Source organism: Pseudomonas sp. B21-059 (assembly GCF_026016285.1).
GTDB lineage: Bacteria > Pseudomonadota > Gammaproteobacteria > Pseudomonadales > Pseudomonadaceae > Aquipseudomonas > Aquipseudomonas danubii.
This window is the reverse complement of the sequence record NZ_CP087201.1, coordinates 3,780,301-3,798,840: the sequence shown is the minus strand read 5'-3', so window position 1 is coordinate 3,798,840 and position 18,540 is coordinate 3,780,301. Positions and strand designations below refer to the sequence as shown.

General features: G+C 67.4%; 5 protein-coding genes. All 5 read left to right on the top strand.

Going from position 1 to position 18,540, the window contains the following annotated elements; genetic code table 11:
* Nucleotides 1-366 precede the first annotated feature (366 nt).
* The 5 genes from gspE (at nucleotide 367) to LOY69_RS16655 (ending at nucleotide 18,507) form a co-directional block, all read left to right on the top strand.
* Entirely contained in the window at nucleotides 367-1,788 is a 1,422-nt protein-coding gene (gene gspE, locus LOY69_RS16675; RefSeq protein WP_102879117.1) for a type II secretion system ATPase GspE, read from the top strand.
* Nucleotides 1,788-2,999 carry a type II secretion system inner membrane protein GspF gene (gene gspF, locus LOY69_RS16670; protein WP_102863338.1) on the top strand — a complete coding sequence of 404 codons (1,212 nt, stop codon included), beginning with the start codon at nucleotides 1,788-1,790 and terminating at the stop codon, nucleotides 2,997-2,999. The genes gspE and gspF overlap by 1 nt, the downstream gene beginning before the upstream one ends.
* A gap of 465 nt (nucleotides 3,000-3,464) precedes the next feature.
* The gene (locus LOY69_RS16665; RefSeq protein WP_265073244.1) at nucleotides 3,465-4,622 is read left to right on the top strand and encodes a substrate-binding domain-containing protein; all 1,158 of its coding nucleotides are present in this window, start codon (nucleotides 3,465-3,467) and stop codon (nucleotides 4,620-4,622) included.
* A gap of 151 nt (nucleotides 4,623-4,773) precedes the next feature.
* The gene (locus LOY69_RS16660) at nucleotides 4,774-5,934 is read left to right on the top strand and encodes a substrate-binding domain-containing protein (protein ID WP_110653342.1); all 1,161 of its coding nucleotides are present in this window, start codon (nucleotides 4,774-4,776) and stop codon (nucleotides 5,932-5,934) included.
* 192 nt (nucleotides 5,935-6,126) lie between these two features.
* Nucleotides 6,127-18,507: a filamentous haemagglutinin family protein gene (locus LOY69_RS16655; protein WP_265073243.1), complete on the top strand. Its 12,381-nt coding sequence runs from the start codon at nucleotides 6,127-6,129 to the stop codon at nucleotides 18,505-18,507.
* Nucleotides 18,508-18,540 lie beyond the last annotated feature (33 nt).

The following is an 18,540-nucleotide window of genomic DNA, read 5'->3' as shown; positions in this document are numbered from 1 at the left end:
AGGCATTGAGCCGTGGGTAACCCGGCAGGACGCCGGGTTAGCCGCCACCCGGCCAGGGATGGCCGGTGGCGGCGGCCCACGGATCAATGCCGGAGTGAGGGCATGCCGAGCCTAGGCGAGGCACCGAGTGGAGGGGCAGAGCGTTTTGCTTACTTTTGCGCTTTTCAAAAGTGAGCCGCTGTAAGAGCGGAACCGCCAGCGGCCGCACCCGCAAGAACGGATATGTACCCAAAGCCGCTGTAAGAGCGGAACCGTAAGCCGCCGCACCCGCAAGAACGGATATGTACCCAAACCCACGGTAAGAACAAAAACCGTAATCAGCCACACCCGCAGTCCCGGATATGCACCCCACCAGGAGACACAAGCATGACCACCCAGCTCCCCTACGCCTGGGCCAAATCCCAACGCATTCTCCTGCGTCACAGCGAGCAGGGCGCCACCCTGCTGGTCTGCCCCTCGACCCCCGGCTGGTCCATCAGCGAAGCCCGCCGCCAGTTCGGCCCCGCACGCCTGGAACGCATCCGCGACGACGAACTCGACGGTCTATTGGCCACGGCCTACGCCGACACCGGCAGCGCCGCAGCGGTGGTCGGGGCCGCGGAGAACGAGGTGGACCTGGACCGCCTGATGCAGGACATGCCGGAAATCACCGACCTGCTGGACACCCAGGACGGCGCCCCGGTGATCCGCATGATCAACGCCTTGCTCACCCAGGCCGCGCGGGACGAGGCCAGTGATATCCATATCGAGCCCTTTGAAACCCACTCGGTGGTGCGCTACCGGGTCGACGGCACCCTGCGCGACGTGGTCTCGCCGCGCAAGGCGCTGCACGGGGCGCTGGTGTCGCGGATCAAGATCATGGCCCAGTTGGATATCGCCGAAAAACGCTTGCCCCAGGACGGGCGCATCGCCTTGCGGGTGGCCGGGCGGCCCATCGACATTCGGGTGTCCACGGTGCCCACCGGCCATGGCGAGCGGGTGGTGATGCGGCTGCTGGACAAGCAGGCCGGGCGCCTGCAACTGGAAACCCTGGGCATGGACCCGGACCTGCTGGCGCGTCTGGATGGCCTGATCCGCCAGCCCCACGGCATCGTCCTGGTCACCGGGCCCACCGGCAGCGGCAAGACCACCAGCCTCTACGCCGCCCTGGCCCGGCTGGATGCCAGCACCAGCAATATCCTCACCGTCGAAGACCCGGTGGAATACGACCTGCCGGGCATCAGCCAGATCCAGGTCAACGCCAAGATCGACATGACCTTCGCCCTGGCCCTGCGGGCGATCCTGCGCCAGGACCCGGACGTGATCATGATCGGCGAGATCCGCGACCTGGAAACCGCGCAGATCGCGGTCCAGGCCTCGCTTACCGGGCACTTGGTGCTGGCCACCCTGCACACCAACGACGCGGTGTCGGCGGTCAACCGCCTGATCGACATGGGGGTGGAGCCGTTCCTCCTGGCCTCGTCGATGCTCGGGGTGCTGGCCCAGCGGCTGGTGCGGCGCTTGTGCAACCAGTGCAAGCAAGCCGATCCGGCCAATCCCGGCACCTGGCACCCGGTGGGTTGCCCGGCCTGTAACCACATCGGCTACAGCGGCCGCACCGGGATTCATGAGCTGTTCTGCATCGACGATGACATCCGCAGCCTGATCCACCAGGGCGCTGACGAGCAGGCCCTGCGGGCCGCAGCGCGGCGAGCCGGGATGCTGAGCATGCGTGAGGACGGCGAGCGCTGGGTACGCAGCGGCGCCACCGCACCGGAAGAAATCCTACGTGTGACACGGGACGCCTGATGAATCGCTATCGCTACGAAGCCGCCGATGCCCTCGGCAAGATCGAATCCGGACACCTGGAAGCCGACAGCCAGGGCGCGGCTTTCGCCAGCCTGCGCAGCCGCGGCCTGACCGCACTGCAGGTGCAACTGGACAGCAACCCTGGCAGCGGCGCAGCTGGGGGGCTCTTCAGCCCCAGGCTCAGCGACAACGACCTGGCCTGGGCCACGCGCCAGCTGGCCAGCCTGCTGGGGGCCAGTCTGCCTCTGGAGGCGGCGCTCAGCGCCACGGTGGAGCAGGCCGAGCGCAAGCACATTGCCCAGACCCTGAGCGCGGTGCGCGCGGATGTGCGCAGCGGCATGCGCCTGGCCGAGGCCCTGGCGGCGCGTCCCCGGGACTTTCCGGAAATCTACCGGGCACTGATTGCCGCAGGTGAAGAATCCGGTGACCTGGCCCAGGTCATGGAGCGGCTGGCGGACTATATCGAGGAGCGCAACGGCCTGCGGGGCAAGATCCTCACCGCCTTTATCTACCCCGGGGTGGTGGGCCTGGTGTCCATCGGCATCGTGATCTTTCTGCTCAGTTATGTGGTGCCCCAGGTGGTCAGCGCCTTTTCCCAGGCCCGCCAGGACCTGCCGGGGCTGACCCTGGCCATGCTCAATGCCAGCGACTTCATTCGTGCCTGGGGCATCCAGTGTTTCGGCGCCCTGGTGGCGGGGTTCTGGGGGTGGCGGCTGTACCTGCGCAACCCCCGGGCACGCTTGAGCTGGCACAGCCGGATTCTGCGCCTGCCGCTGTTCGGGCGTTTTGTCCTGGGGTTGAACACCGCGCGTTTCGCCTCGACCCTGGCGATTCTCAGTGGCGCCGGGGTGCCGCTGCTGCGGGCCCTGGACGCGGCGCGCCAGACCCTGTCCAACGACCGCCTGAGCCAGAGCGTCAGCGAGGCCACGGCCAAGGTGCGCGAGGGGGCCAACCTCGCGGCTGCGCTGCGGGTGGAGAAAGTCTTCCCGCCGGTACTGATCCACCTGATCGCCAGTGGTGAAAAGACCGGGGCCTTGCCGCCGATGCTGGAGCGGGCGGCCCTGACCCTGTCGCGGGATATCGAACGCCGGGCCATGGGCATGACCGCGTTGCTCGAACCGCTGATGATCGTGGTCATGGGCGGTGTGGTGCTGGTGATCGTGATGGCGGTGATGCTGCCGATCATCGAGATCAACCAACTGGTGACCTGAACCGCACAACCCGACCCGACCTGACCTCGTCCGGCCTGGCTCCTACGAGGGGCGTAGCGAAGGTGTGGTCCGAAGCGCAGGGCAGGGCAGCCAGAAAATTTCACGCGGCCTGCCTCACTCCCGACCCGGCAATCGGCCAAGCTCGGGTTCCTTGTTCTGTCATGTTCCGGCGCTGTCTGCACTCGCTTCGGCGCTTGCAGAGCGATGCCGGCGCCAGCTCGGGCAACCTGGCGCTCACCTACCCGGGAAAGGCCCGGAAAACGGCGCCAAACACCCGAGAATCTTTTGCCAAAACAGTCGGTTTCTCCCGAGGTTTTTTCCTTTATCTGTCACCGGAAGCTGCGAACTTCTCTCTCCATGGCCTCACCCCTCAAGCCCTCTGGATCAAGGCTTCTGGCCCGAGTGCCATGGCGTCATGCAAGAGCTATTCACCCAACGTACGAACACGACGAAAGGAGATTCTTCATGTTTAAGCGCAACGTTCTCGCGGCATCCCTGACCCTGGCTGCCCTGTGCTCGGCACAGGCTGCCCTGGCTGATATCAACGGCGGTGGCGCCACCCTGCCACAACCGCTGTACCAGACCGCTGGCGTACTGACCGCCGGCTTCGCTCCCTACATCGGCGTAGGCAGCGGCAACGGCAAGGCTGCCTTCCTGAACAACGACTACACCAAGTTCGTGGCCGGCACTACCGGCAAGAACGTGCACTGGGCCGGTAGCGATTCCAAGCTCTCTGCCGCTGAACTGAGCGCCTACGCCACCGGTCACGAAGCGGCCTGGGGCAAACTGATCCAGGTGCCTTCGGTGGCCACTTCGGTTGCCATTCCGTTCAACAAGGCCGGCACTGCTGCGGTCAACCTGAGCGTCAATGACCTGTGCGGCGTGTTCTCCGGCCGTGTTTCCGACTGGAGCCAGATCGCCGGTTCAGGCCGTACTGGCGCCATCACCGTGGTTTACCGCAACGAAAGCAGCGGCACCACCGAGCTGTTCACCCGCTTCCTGAACGCCAAATGCGCCGAGACCGGCACCTTCGGCGTGACCACCAACTTCGCTACCAGCTACACCGGTGGCCTGCCTGCCGGCGCTGTGGCCGCAGTGGGCAGCCAAGGCGTGATGGATGCCCTGAACGCCGGCGAAGGCCGCATCACCTACATGAGCCCGGACTACGCCGCGCCAAGCCTGGCCGGTCTGGACGACGCCACCAAGGTGGCCAAGGTGGCCGGCGTTTCGCCTGCACCTGCCAACGTTTCCGCCGCCATCGGTGGCGTTCCGGTTCCAGCTGCGGCCGATCGCGGCAATCCGGACAAGTGGGTACCTGTCTTCGGCAAGGCCGGCGCAACCGGCACCGTGCCTTATCCCGATACTGGCTACCCAATCCTGGGCTTCACCAACCTGATCTTCAGCCAGTGCTATGCCGACGCCACTCAGAGCGGCCAGGTGCGTGACTTCTTCGCCCGTCACTACGGCGCGACCACCAACAACGACGCGGCCATCACCGCCAACCGTTTCGTACCACTGCCTACCGCTTGGAAAACCGCGATCCGCACCACCTTCGTGACCGCTTCCAACACCCTGAGCATCGGCAACACCAACGTCTGCAACAACATCGGTCGTCCGCTGTAACGGCGAACCCCACCGAGCGGCAACACCCGATCAGCAACGGTTTCGGCCGTTGCTGATTTTTTTCATCCAGCATCTGTTCAGAGCGCGCATCCAGCGGGCTTACGCCCTCCGAACGGCCAGTGACATCACCGGATAGGACAGGAGTCTTGTCATGCCCAAAGCTCAATGGTTGATCGCTTCACTGTTATACGGCGCGTTCTGCGTCCAGCAGGCCCAGGCGGATATCAACGGTGGAGGCTCGACCTTTACCCGACCGCTGTATCAGACCGCCGGGGTGTTGACCGCGGGGTTTGCGCCCTACATTGGCGCGGATCAGGGCCGGGACAAGGTGGCTTTTCTACAGAACAACTACAGCGTGCTGGTGCCTGGCGCAGCCCCCAAGACCGTGCATTGGGTGGCCAGTGAGTCGAGGCTTAGCGCGGTGGAACTGAGCAACTACGCCTTGGCCCATCAGGCGCAGTTCGGCAAGCTGATCCAGGTGCCTTCGGCAGCGACGAGCGTTGCAATTCCGTTCAACAAGCCCGGCAGCCATGAACTGGACCTGAGCATCGACACCTTGTGTGGGGTGTTCTCGGGGCGTCTGTCCCGCTGGGAGTTGATCCAGGGTTCCGCACGTAGCGGCCCGATCACTGTGGTTTATCCCAAAGGTAGCAGCGGCTTCACCGAGCTGTTCACGCGTTTCCTGAATGCCAAGTGCAATGAAACCGGGACCTTTGCCGTGACCACCTACTTTGATTCCAGCTATTCGGGCGGGCTGCCGGCCGGCGCGCTGGCGGCCAATAGCGGTGACGCCATCATGACGGCGGTGAATGCCTGGGATGGCGCCATCACTTTCATGAGCCCGGCCCTTGCGGCACCGACCCTGGCCGGTCTGGATGACGGGAACAAGGTGGCCAGGATTACCGGCGTCTCGCCGGCGCCGGCCAACATTGTCAATGCCATCAACAGCGTTGCGCTGCCTCCCATCGCCGAGCGCAGTAACCCGGACAAGTGGGTGCCGGTGTTCGGCAGGAACTGGGAACAGGGCGTCTTGCCTTATCCGCAGAGCGGCTATCCGATCCTGGGCTACACCAACCTGATCTTCAGCCAGTGCTATGCCGATGCCACTCAAAGCAATCAGGTCCGTGACTTCTTGGCTCGCCACTATGGCGCGCTTGAGGCCCGAAACAATGACCAGGCAATCAGGGCTCAGGGCATGCTGCCCTTGCACCCGTCCTGGAAAGTCGCCGTGCGTTCCAGCTTCCTGAGCGCCACCAATGCCTTGAGCATCGGCAATCCCAACGTCTGCAACGGCATCGGCCGGCCACTGTGAGCTGGCTCCGGCAGCGGCTTGGGCCGTTGCCGGAGCCCAACGTCGCCTGCATTACACCCGCTAGATGAATTTTCCGTGACATCCGTTCGGTCGCGCCCCGCGCCAACGGCCTATCCCCTAAAGCAGTGACGCGTGCCCTGGGCCCTATCAGCGTCGCGCTCCCGTGGGCGTCATAACAAAGGATGAGTAGTCATGGTTCGCTGCAAACCACCGGTCAAATCCCCAGCCCTGCGCCTTGATGGCGAGATGCCGAGCCTGCGGCTCAAGCCCCTGGCCCAGGCCATTGCCTTGCTGATGGTGGCGGGCAGTGCCCATGGCGCCACGGCCTTCAGTTCCGGCTGGTTCGCCGCCAAGGGCGCGTCCCAGGCCGCCACCGCCGCGCGCACCAACGGCCAGGTGCCGGGGATTCCGTCGTTGTCCCAGCAGACCCGGGCCAACCAGCAGTTGCAGCGTTCCTTGAGCAATCTCAACGCCAGCGTCGCCGCCATTGCCGCCCAGCAGGCGGCCCAGGCCGCAGCGCGTCAGGCGGCGTTCGGCACGGTGAGCCAGATTCCCGATGGCCTCGGCCAGGGCGGGCTCAAGGTCGACAACAGCCTGGCCCAGGGCTGGATCAACGCCAAGGGTCCGGTGCAGAGCCAGTCCGGCGGCAAGACCACGGTGACCATCGAACAGACCGCCGACAAAGCCATCCTCAACTGGGAGACCTTCAACGTCGGGCGCAACACCACCGTGGATTTCCAGCAGCAGTCCAACTGGGCGCTGCTGAACAAGGTCAACGACCCCAACGGTCGGCCCAGCGAGATCCAGGGCCAGATCAAGGGTGCCGGTACGGTGATGATCATGAACCGCAACGGGGTGATCTTCAGCGGCACCAGCCAGGTCAACGTGCGCAACCTGGTGGCGGCTGCGGCCACCATCAGCGACGAGCAGTTCACCAAGCAAGGCCTTTATGTGGACGCCAACGGCACCCAGCCGACCTTCACCGATGCCCTGGGCAAGGTCCAGGTGCAGCGCGGTGCGCTGATCCAGACCCACCCGGCGGCCAGCTCCACCGAGTCCGGTGGCTACGCCTTGCTGCTGGGGTCGGAAGTGGAAAACGCCGGCACCATCGTCACCGCCAAGGGCCAGACCACCCTGGCTGCCGGCGACAGTTTCTACATCCGCCGCGGGGTCGGCACCAGCGGCAACCAGCACTCGACGACACGGGGCAACGAGGTCGCCACCTCGCTCAAGCCCGGCAGCACGGCGGGCACGGTCAACAACACTGGCCTGATCATGGCGTCCACCGGCGACATCACCCTGACCGGGCACCGGGTGCAACAGAACGGCGTGGCCCTGGCCAGCACCTCGGTGGACACTCGCGGCACCATCCATTTGCTCAACGCCGCCAGCGACAGCACCGGCAGCGTGACCCTGGGGCAGGGCAGCACCACCGCGATCCTGCTGGACAGCAGTGGCAACACCGCCCTGGACAGCCAGCGTAACAATGGCCTGATCAACCTCGACGGCACCCCGACCAACCTGATCACCGGGCAGTTCAACAACTTGAGCAGCGTGGCCGACCGCAGCGACCAGTCGCGGGTGGAGATCGTCAGCGGCGGCACCGTGGACTTCCAGAACGGCTCCATCACCCTGGCCACCGGTGGTCAGGTGGCGGTCAGTGCCGGGCAGCGCAGTCTGGTGCGCGACGGCGCGGTGATCGACGTGGCCGGCGCGGTCGGGGTCAAGGTGGCGATGGAGTCCAACACCATCAAGATCAACGTCCAGGGCAACGAGCAGCGCGACTCGGCGGGCAACCGCGACAGCGGCCAGTTGATCAACAACGACGTCTGGGTCGACCTGCGCGAGCTGGTGTTCGTTCCGGCGGGTACCAACGGCTATGCCACTGATCGCTGGTACACCGCCGGCGGCCTGCTGGAAGTGGGCGGCTACCTGGGCACCCAGGGCCACAACATTGGCGAGTGGATGGCCCAGGGCGGCACCCTGACCTTCACCGGCAAGGAGGTGGTGACCCAGTCCGGGGCCCAGTTGAACCTGTCCGGCGGCACCGTCGACGTGCAGGCCGGCTACATCCAGCAGACCTGGCTCAAGGGCGTTGACGGGCGCCTGTACGAGCTGTCCCGAGCCCCGGGGGATTTGCTCTACACCGGCATCTACAAGGGCTACGTGGACAGCAGCCCGCGCTGGGGCCGCACCGATTACTACTACAACCCGCTGATTGCCCAGCAGCGCCGCTACGAGGCCGGTTATACCGTGGGCCGCGACGCCGGCAAGCTGGTGATCGGCACCGGCAATGCAGTGCTTGAAGGCCAGCTGGTCAGCGAAGTGTTCAAGGGCGACCGCCAGACCCAGGCGCCCAACGTCAACCTCGACGGCTACCAGCAATCGCACAAGGCCGCGGCCCAGCGCGCGCAACTGATCATTGGCAACTACACGCCGATCTACAACAAGGCCAGCGGCACCCTGCGCTATGCCCTGAGCCCGACCGTGGACAAGGTGCTGATCGAGGCCAACCAGCAGCAGATTGCCGCCGGCCTGGACCTCACCACAGCCCTGCCGGCCAACCGCCAGGGCCAGCTGGTGCTCGACAGCGACACCCTCAACGGCTTCCAGTTGGGGGCGATCAAGGTCGGCGCCAAACAGCAGATTCAGGTCAACGGCGCGCTGCAGGTGGCGCACGGTGGCGACATCACTCTGTTCGGGCCAGAGGTCCAGCTCAACGCCAACCTCACGGCCCACGGCGGCAGCATCAACGCCGGCAACGTGCTGAACCAGGTGGATGTGAACCGCAACTTTGTGGTCGGCGATGTGATCCTCGCGCCCAGCGGCGGCGCCCAGGCCCGGGTCAATGTGGCCGATGGGGTCAAGCTGGATGTCAGCGGACGCTGGAGCAACCTGGCCCTGGACCCGTCGGACAGCAGCGGCCTGGCCTTTATCAACGGTGGCAAGCTGTCGTTGCGCAGCAGCGGCGACCTCAACCTGGGCAACGGCACCCTGGTGGATGCCAGCTCCGGCGCCAGCCTCGGCTATGACGGCAAGGCCAGCGGTGGCAAGGGCGGCGACGTGACCCTGGCCGCCGACGGCCAGCTCGACCTCAAGGGCGAGCTGCGCGGCCATGGAGTCAACGGTGGCGGCGCCCTGGCCCTGCAGGCGCACAAGGTGCTGATCGGCGCCAAGGACGTGGCCCCGCAAGCCGGAACCTTGCAACTGGCGGGGGACTTCTTCAACAAGGGTTTCGGTGCCTACGACATCACCGGCAATGAAGGCCTGACGGTGGCCGACGGCGCCCAGGTCGAGGTCAAGATGCCGGTCTACCGCTTCGCTGCCCAGGCTGGCAGCAGTGCCACTGGCAGCGATCCGGCCAGCGTTCTGCAGCCCTGGCTGCCGGACCTGTACCAGCAGGACGCGGCCAAGGGCGTGCTGACCCAGCGCCGTGGCGCCGGGTTGACCCTGAGCGCCGGCAATCAGTACTCCACGGCTGCCCAGTTGGCCACCACGGCGTTGACCGTGGGGCAGGGCGCGGTGATCAGTGTCGACCCGGGGCAGGCCATCAACCTGCGCAGCGTCGGTCAACTGACGATGAACGGCACCCTCAATGCCTGGGGTGGCAGCGTCAGCCTCGGTGGTTTGACCGTGGCCAGTTCCGAGGCCGCCAATGCCGCCGGCCACGGGCGTTCGATCTGGGTCGGCGAGCAGGCGCTGATCGACGTGGCGGCGCGGGCGGTGAGCGCGGTGGACAATCGCGGGCGCCTTTACGGTCAGGTGCGCAATGGCGGCAAGATCGCCATCGGCGGCGAGATCGACCTGGCCAGCGGCATTGCCAAGGCCAGCGACCTGTTTGTGGTGGTGCGCGACGGTGCGCGTCTTGACGCTTCCGGGGCCCAGGCGGCCCTGGACATTCCCGGCCAGGGCCGGGTGCAGGTGGCCAGCAACGGTGGCAGCATCAGCTTCGCCTCCAACAACGGCCTGTACCTGGACGGCAGCTTCGTCGCCCGGGCCGGGGGCGCCGGCGCGGCGGGGGGCACCTTGTCCCTGGCCCTGGAAAGCCCGTACTACATCAAGAACGCGGTCAACGACCGGGTGCTCAAGGCGCGGGAGCTGGTGCTCAGCCAGATCCACCAGGGCAGTGGGCTACCCGCCAGCGCCGACGCCGCAGCCGCCAGCCTGGAGTACGGCCATGGCCGTCTCGGGGTGGATCAGGTCACGGCTGGCGGTTTCGACAATCTGGCGCTATTGAGCAACGGCCTGCTGAGTTTCGACGGCGATGTGTCGCTGAACATGGGCCAGAGCCTGCGCCTGTACAGCGGCGCGCTGAACCTGAGCGAGAGTGCCGCGGCCAACGCCCGGGTCAATCTGTCGGCGCCCTACCTGTTGCTGGCGGGCATCCTCGCGCCACTGGAAGCCAAGGACCAGTACCTGCGGCCGGTGTCCACCGGCACGCCGTCGCAACGGGCCACCCAGGCGCAGTTCAATGCCAGCGCCAACCTGATCGATGTGCGCGGCAACGTGGTGTTCGGCAGCAAGGGCAGCTTGCGCCAGGCCGACAACAGCCTGCTGAGCGTCGAGCGCCGTGGCTTCGACCATGTGCAACTGACCAGCCAGGGCGATATGCGTTTCCTCGCCGGGGCCGGTGCCGATGTGATCGCCAAGGGCATCAGCACGCAGTTGCTGACCCAGGGCGACATGACCCTGCGGGCCGCGCAGCTGTACCCGGCCACCGAGGTCGGGGCCCGGGTGATTGCCGGTTACCTCAACGATATCTCCGGCACCCGCATCAACTTCGACCCCAGCCGTACCCTGACCATCGGCCGCACCGGAAATGGCGACCCGGCGGTGCCGTACTCGGCCTTCGGCCGCCTGCAACTGGGCGCGGCCACCATCAAGCAGGGCGGGGTGATCCGTGCGCCCCTGGGCCTGATCGAGATCGGCAACCTGGGCGCCAGCCAGGTGGAGTTGCTGCCCGGCAGCCTGACCTCGGTCAGCGGCAAGGGCCTGGTATTGCCTTACGGCGGCACCGTCGACGGTCAGGTCTACAAGTACAACGGCAAGACCGTGACCTTCCTCGGCCAGGGCGCCCTGGTGAATGAGAACAGCGACCTGAGCGTCGGGGTGATCCTCGGGGGCCAGTCGGTGCAGGTGCAACCCAATGCCACCGTGGACCTGTCCGGTGGCGGCGAGCTGCTGGGGGCCGGGTTCATTTCCGGGCGCGGCGGTTCCACCGATGCGCGCTACAGCCCGCTGGTGCAGATCGGCGCCAACGGCAGCTTCATCCTGCCGGGCCTGGGCAGTAACCCGATCTACGCCATTGTCCCCGGGGCACAGCCAGGCTATGCGCCGGTGGCCCCGGAAGGCGGCGCGGTGGACCCGTTGATCGGCCAGCAGATCACCATCGGCAGTGGCGTGCCGGGGCTGGCGGCGGGCACCTACACCCTGATGCCGTCCACCTATGCGCTGATGCCGGGGGCCTTTCGCGTCGAAATCAACGGCTTGGCCGGGCTTGGCAGCGAAAGCGCGGCCCAGCAGCTGCGCAATGGCTCCTGGTCCACTGCCGGGCGCCTGTCGATCGCCAACACCGGGATCAGCAACAGCGTGGCCAGCCAGTTGATCCTGACCTCGGCCGATACCCTGCGGCGTTATTCCCAGTACAACGAAACCGGCTACGCCCAGTTCGCCCTGGCCGATGCGGCGCGCCTCGGGGTGCCCCGGCCGATGCTGCCGGTGGACGCCAAGACCCTGAAGCTGGCGCTGCAAGCGGGGGCCGGGGCGGAGGCTTTCTCGTTCCGCGGCATCGGTCGCTTCGACGCCGCCCAGGGCGGCTACGGCGGCACCGTGGCGATCTTGAACATGGGCAGCGGCGGCATTGAAGTGGTGACCAGCGGCAAGTCGGCCACCAGCGGCTTCAGCGGCGTCACCCTGGACGCGGACAGCCTCAATAACCTGGGCGCGGCGCGGCTGATGCTCGGTGGCCTGACGCTGGTCAAATACGGCCAGGGCGGCAACTACATCACCCTGGCCGAAGGCATCAACACGCCCAAGGGCTCCATCACCTTGCGCGAAGGCGTGACCCTGGCCGCGCCGGAAGTGTTCCTGGTGAGCAACAGCGGCGAGATCGTCCTGGAGCAGGGCGCCTCCATCAACACCTTGGGTCGCGGCAAGGCCAGCTATGACGCCCGGGACGGCTTCACCTACCAGGTGGCCAATATGCTGGCGGTGTCCAATGGCCTGCTCAATGTCATCAGCAAGGTCCAGGCCGGCGGGCAAAGCAGCGGCGGCATCAAGGTCGGTTCCTGCGCCAGCGCGCCCTGCAGCGGGCAGACCGCGCTGTATTCCGAAGGCAGCATCGTCGCCCTGACCGACAACACCTTCGAACTGGGCGATCAGGTGCGCTACGGCACCCGCCACCTGAACCTGGGCCTGAACAACATCAATGTCGGCAGCCCCGAAGCCCTGGCGGCCGCGGCGGCGGGCAACCGCCTGCCCAGTGGCATGACCCTGACCCAGCAGGTACTGGACCGCCTGCTGCGCGGCGACACCCAGTTCGGTGCGCCGGCCCTGGAGACCCTGCAGCTCTCGGCGCGGGATGGTTTCAACTTCTACGGCAGCGCCACCCTGGACACCTACGACCCGCTGACCGGCAAGTCGCTGCTGAGCAACCTGATGCTCTCCACTCCGGCGATCTACGGCGCGGGCGGGGCCAATGACGTGGCCAGCATCCACACCGCCAACCTAATCTGGCAGGGCGCCGTGACCCCGGCCGGGGCGGTGGTGGCCGGAGGGGCCGGGACCGGCAGCGGGCGCCTTGCGATCGACGCCGAGCGCATCGAGTTCGGCTACGGCGCCTTCGCCCAGCCCAGCACCACCCAGAGCTTCGACCGCCTGGCCCTGGGCTTTGCCAACGTCAACCTGAATGCCAGCCAGCGCATCACCGCCAACCACAAGGGCAGCCTGGCGGTCTACCAGAGCCAGGGCGCCTTCGACCCGCTCAGCGGCTTTGCCTACAGTGGTGGCAACCTGAATATCCTCACCCCGCTGATGACTGGCGAGGCCGGCTCGGTGAACCGCATCACTGCCGGTGGCGCCATCGACATCGGTGCCTCGGCGGGCCCCCGTAGCGCGGCCAATGGCCAGGGCGCGGAACTGTCCCTGCAGGGCGACAGCATCCGTCTGGCCAGCGCCGTGGTCCTGCCCAGCGGCAAGGTGACCCTGGGCGCCCGTGGCGATGTGCTGCTGACCGACGCGGCGCGGGTCGATGTGGCCGGTCGCGCCATCGCGTTCAACGACCTGACCCGATACGGCGCCGGCGGCGAAGTGCTGCTGCAAAGCCGCAGCGGCAACGTGCTGCAGGCGGCCGGCTCGACCATCGATCTTTCGGCCAGCCACAACCAGGCCGGCAAGCTGCGGGTGGTGGCGCTGGACAGCGCGGCCGGGCGGGTCGACCTGGCGGGCAGCATCCTCGGCGGCAGCAGTGGCCAGTACGATGCCGGCGGCACCCTGGTGCCGTTCCTCGGCGGCGCGGTGGAAATCCAGGCCCAGCACCTGGGCAGCAGCGGCAGCCTGGACGAGCAGTTCGCCGCCCTCAACCAGCGCCTGAACCAGGGGCAGGTCTTTGGCGCCCGCAGCTTCCAGCTCAAGCAGGGCGACCTGAGCATTGGCGACGGGGTCAAGGCCAGCAGCGTCAACGTCTCGCTGGACCACGGCAGCCTGCGAGTCACCGGGCGGGTGGACGCCAGTGGCGCACGGGTCGGCAGCATCAACCTGGCGGCCAGCCAGGGCCTGACCCTGGACAGCGGCGCGCTGCTGGACGCCCACGGCAGCACGCTGCGAGTCGACAGCTTCGGCAAGATCATCGACTCGCCGAACCGCGCCAGCGTGGTCCTGAGCTCGGGCCAGGGCCGCCTGACCCTGGCCGACGGCGCACGCATCGACCTGCGCCACGGCACCGATGTGGCGTCGGGCAGCGCCCCGGGGCAGAACGACGGCCGCAGCCGCGGCACCCTGGAGCTGAACGCGCCGCGCATCGTCCAGGCGGACCAGAGCAGCAATGACATCGACATCGAGGCTCGTGGCCGCCTGGATATCCAGGGTGCGCGCTCGATCGCGGTCAACGGCATGATCAGCTACGACGATGCCCCGGAAAAAACCGACACCACCGCCAGCGGGCGTCCTTACCAGGAGATCACCCAGGCCTACCTGGATGCCAAGCACCTGCAAAGCACTGCCTTTATCAACGCTGCGCTGCAGAACAACGACCTGCTGCACAACAAGCTGGCCGGCCTGAACAACGCCACCTACGCCGATGCCTTGCACTTGCGGCCCGGGGTGCAGATCGTCAGCAAGACCGCCGACGGCGACCTGGTGGTGCAGGGCGACCTGGACCTGTCCGGCTACCGTTACGCCAGCCTCAACCCCCACACCCAGAAGGACGACAACGTCTACGGCTCCGGTGAAGTGGGCAGCCTGAGCCTGCGCGCCGGTGGCGACCTGAACGTCTACGGCAGCATCAACGATGGTTTCGCGCCGCCGCCGGGCACCGATGACGACAATGGCTGGATTTTGCGGGCCGGCATCGACTTCACCGGTGGCGATATCGTGATTCCGGGGGGCGGCCTGTCCCTGGCCGACGGCACCCTGTTCCCCGGGGGCAGCACCCTCAACTACGACTTGCCGATCAAGGCCCTGATCCTGCCGCAGGGCACGCGCCTGCCAGTGGCGGCAACCCTCAGCGAGAGCCTGGTGCTGCCGGCGGGCACGGTGCTGGCCGCCGCGGTGCGCGACAGCAACGGTACGCTGCTGTTCGCCGCCGGCACCCTGTTGAACCAGAGCCTGACCCTGAACCCGGGCAGCGTGCTGGAGGCCGGCACCCTGCTGACCGCCAATACCGCGGTGAATGCCCTGACCTGGCCCAAGGGCGTGCCCCTGCCGGGCGTAGCCGGGGCGCGTAACCTGGTGGTGCTCGACGGTGGCAAAGACCTGTCCCGTGGGGCGCTGATTCCTTCGGGCACCGATATCAAGCTGCCGGGCGGGGTGGCCTCGGTGCTGTTGCGGCCGGAAAACGGCGGGCGCCAGGGCAAGCTCTGGGCCATCGCGCCGATGCTGACAGAGGGTGCACAGTCCTGGTCCCTGCGCCTGGTGGCCGGGGCCGACACCGCGGCGGCCGACAGCCGCGTGCTGCAGAGCCAGCCCACGGCCGGCAACCTGCACCTGGCGGACAGCCATTACGGGATGTTCGGCCAGGCGCAGTATGTCTGGACCGAAGAGGGCTCCCTGGACTTCTTCGGCGACGACAGCATGGTCGGCCAGCCGGTCAACTTCGACGAGTTCGGTGACCCTGCGCTGTGTGATAACACCCCCAGCTACTGCGCCGTTGGCGATTCCTACACCCTGGTGCCCAGCAGCACCCGGTTCAGCGTCGTGCGCACCGGCGCCGCCGACCTCGACCTGCTGGCGGCGGGCAACCTGAGCATGGATTCGCTGTTCGGCGTGTACACCGCCGGCACCTCCTCCAGTGCCACCTCGGCCAGCGATCCCTACAACCTGGCGCGGGGAGGCAACGGCCAGAAAGTGCTGAACAACGTCGCTGGCGGCTACGAGTCCCTGGTGGACGGTGGCGCTGGCAGTGTCTACCGGGCCTGGTACCCGGACGGCGGCGGCAACCTGCGGATCAAGGTCGGGGCGAACCTCGGTGGCAACATCGTGACCCTGCCCAACCAACTGCCCCCGGGCCGCCCGGTGGCCAGCGACACCGGCAACGACTCCAGCAACGTGGGCAACTGGCTGTGGCGCCAGGGCAACGACCTGAACGGCGGCGTGGCGCGGGACACCGCCTGGTGGATCAACTTCGGCACCTACACCGCCAACAGCGCCGGCGGCGCCGATCAGATGGTCGGCTTCACCGGCTTCGGCACCCTGGGCGGCGGCAACCTGGAGGTCGAGGTCGGCGGTGATGCCGGTGCCCTGGCGCCCATGGCAGCGCCGGTCTACGCCAGCTACGTCAACCCGCGCAGTACCGGGCTGATCCTGGCGGTGGGCAGCACCGGCCGGGTGGCCGCCGATGGCAGTCGGCAAGTGACCGGCGGTGGCGACCTGACCCTGCGCGTCGGCGGGCAGGTCAACCCCTACAGCCAGGTCGGCTTTGGCGTGTTCAACGGCGCCCTGGTGAACCTGCGCGGCCATGCGCAACTGAGCAGCGCGGCCCTGGGCAGCCTGAACCTGCACTACGGCGCCCAGGCGGCGGACCAGAGCCGCAGCGAAACCCGGGCCTTCGAGCCGCAGCGGGCGACCCTGGCGGTGGCCGCAGGCGGCATGACCCTGATGCCGGGCGATGCCACCTTCAGCCTGTCGACCCGTGGCGACCTGGTGCTGCAGACCGTGGCCGACCCCGGGCGCGCGCCCCTGGCCAATGGCTGGGCTTACCAGAGCGCCAGCGGGGCCACCGGCATCGGCCAGAGCTGGTTCTCCTTGTGGACCGAGCGCAGCGCCATCGACCTGTACTCGGCCGGGGGCAACCTCACGCCGTTGACCAGGGGCACGGAAACCGACATGGCCACCGTCTACCCGCCGACCTTGCGCGCCGTGGCGGCCAGCGGCAGCCTCTACTACGGCCAATCCAGCCTGTATGAGGCGGGGGCGGCGGTGGTTCCGGCGGCACTGGTGCTGGCGCCTTCGCTGAACGGTCAGTTGCAGCTGCTGGCCGGTGACTCGATCTACGGTGGCGAGTTGACCGTCAGCCGCTCCAGCGCCTCGGCGCAGGCGCTGGCGACCCCCGAGCACCCAGCCTTCATGGCCACCAGCGCGACCCTGGAAGGGATTCCCCTGGCGGCCAGCGGCAATCTCTCCGCCGATGGCAACCGAGCCCGCGGCGGGGTGTTCCCGCTGTTTGCCTTCGGCCCCAACACGGCGACCAACCAGTGGGCGGGCAACACCGAGCCGTCGCGGTTCTATGCCATCAACGGCGACTTGCTGGGGGTCAGCAGCGGCCGCGTCCTGACCCTCACCACGGCGTCCGACCCACGCCTGGGGCAGACCTACTATGAAGGCGGTGGCGCAGTCTGGATGAAGGCCGGCCAGGACATCGTCAGCAGCGGCACCGGTCTTGGCGGGGCCAAGGGCGGCAACAGCACCTATGGCGAATACACCTTCAGCGGCAACCTGTTCGTGCACCACAACCCCAGCGACATCTCCATCGCCAGTGCCGGGCGCGACATCCTCTACAGCAGCTTCAACGTTGCCGGCCCCGGGACCCTGGAGCTGACCGCGGGGCGCAACATCTTCATGGAAGATCGGGTCAGCGTCACCAGCCTCGGCGCCGTGGCGGCGGGGGACAGCCGTCCCGGGGCGAGCATCGTGATGCAGGCCGGGGTCGGTGCCAGCGGCCCGGATTATCGACGCTTTGTCGAGGGCTATCTGGACCCGAGCCGCCTGGCTCAGCCTGGCGAAAGCCTCTCGGCGGGCAAGGTAGCCAAGACCTACGAGGGTGAGCTGGCGGACTGGCTGGCGCAGCGCTTCGATTTTGTCGGCGACAGCGCCCAGGCCCGGGCCTACTACGCGGCCTTGCCGGCGGAGCAGCAGCGGGTGTTTGCCCGGGAGGTGTATTTTGCCGAGCTCAAGGCCGCCGGCCGCGAGTACACCCAGGACGGCGGGATACGCCAGGGCAGCTACGCCCGGGGCCGGGCGGCGATTGCCGGGCTGTTCCCGAGTACCGATGTGGCCGGCAACCCGATCACCTACAAGGGCGATATCACCCTGTTCGGCGGTGCCGGGGTGCACACCGATTTCGGCGGCAATATCCAGATGCTGACCCCGGGTGGCCACCAGACCTTCGGCATCGAAGGCACCGCGCCGCCGGCCTCGGCCGGGGTCATCACCCAGGGCGCGGGGGACATCCAGCTGTACTCCCTGGGTAGCATCCTCCTGGGCCAGAGCCGGATCATGACCACCTTCGGCGGCTCGATCATGGGCTGGTCGGCGGCGGGCGACATCAACGCCGGCCGGGGCTCCAAGACCACCGTGGTCTACACCCCGCCCAAGCGGGTCTACGACACCTGGGGCAATGTCAGCCTGTCGCCGTCGGTGCCCAGCACCGGGGCCGGGATCGCCACCCTCAACCCGATTCCCGAGGTGGCGGCCGGCGACATCGACCTGATCGCGCCCCTGGGCACAATCGATGCCGGCGAGGCGGGTATCCGGGTCTCGGGCAACGTCAACATCGCCGCCCTGCGAGTGGTCAACGCGGCGAACATCCAGACCCAGGGCAAGTCGTCCGGGGTGCCGGTCACGGCGGCGGTCAACACCGGCGCCATGAGCTCGGCCAGTGCCGCAGGCTCGGCGGCGTCCCAGGCAGCGGAGGACGCGGCGCGCAATCAGCAAGCGGCAGCGAAGCAGGGCCGGGCGTCCATCGTCACCGTGGAAGTGCTGGGCTTTGGTTCCGAACCGGTGCAGCGCCAGCGTGAAGAAGCCAGCCGCACCCCGGGCTACAACCCCGACAGCCCGGTGCAGGTACTGGGGGCCGGGCCCTTGAGCGAACAGGCCCGGGCGCGCCTGACCGATGAGGAGCGTGGGCAACTGACGCTGTAAGGTTCTCTCGTGGTAGCAAGGCGTGGGATGAAG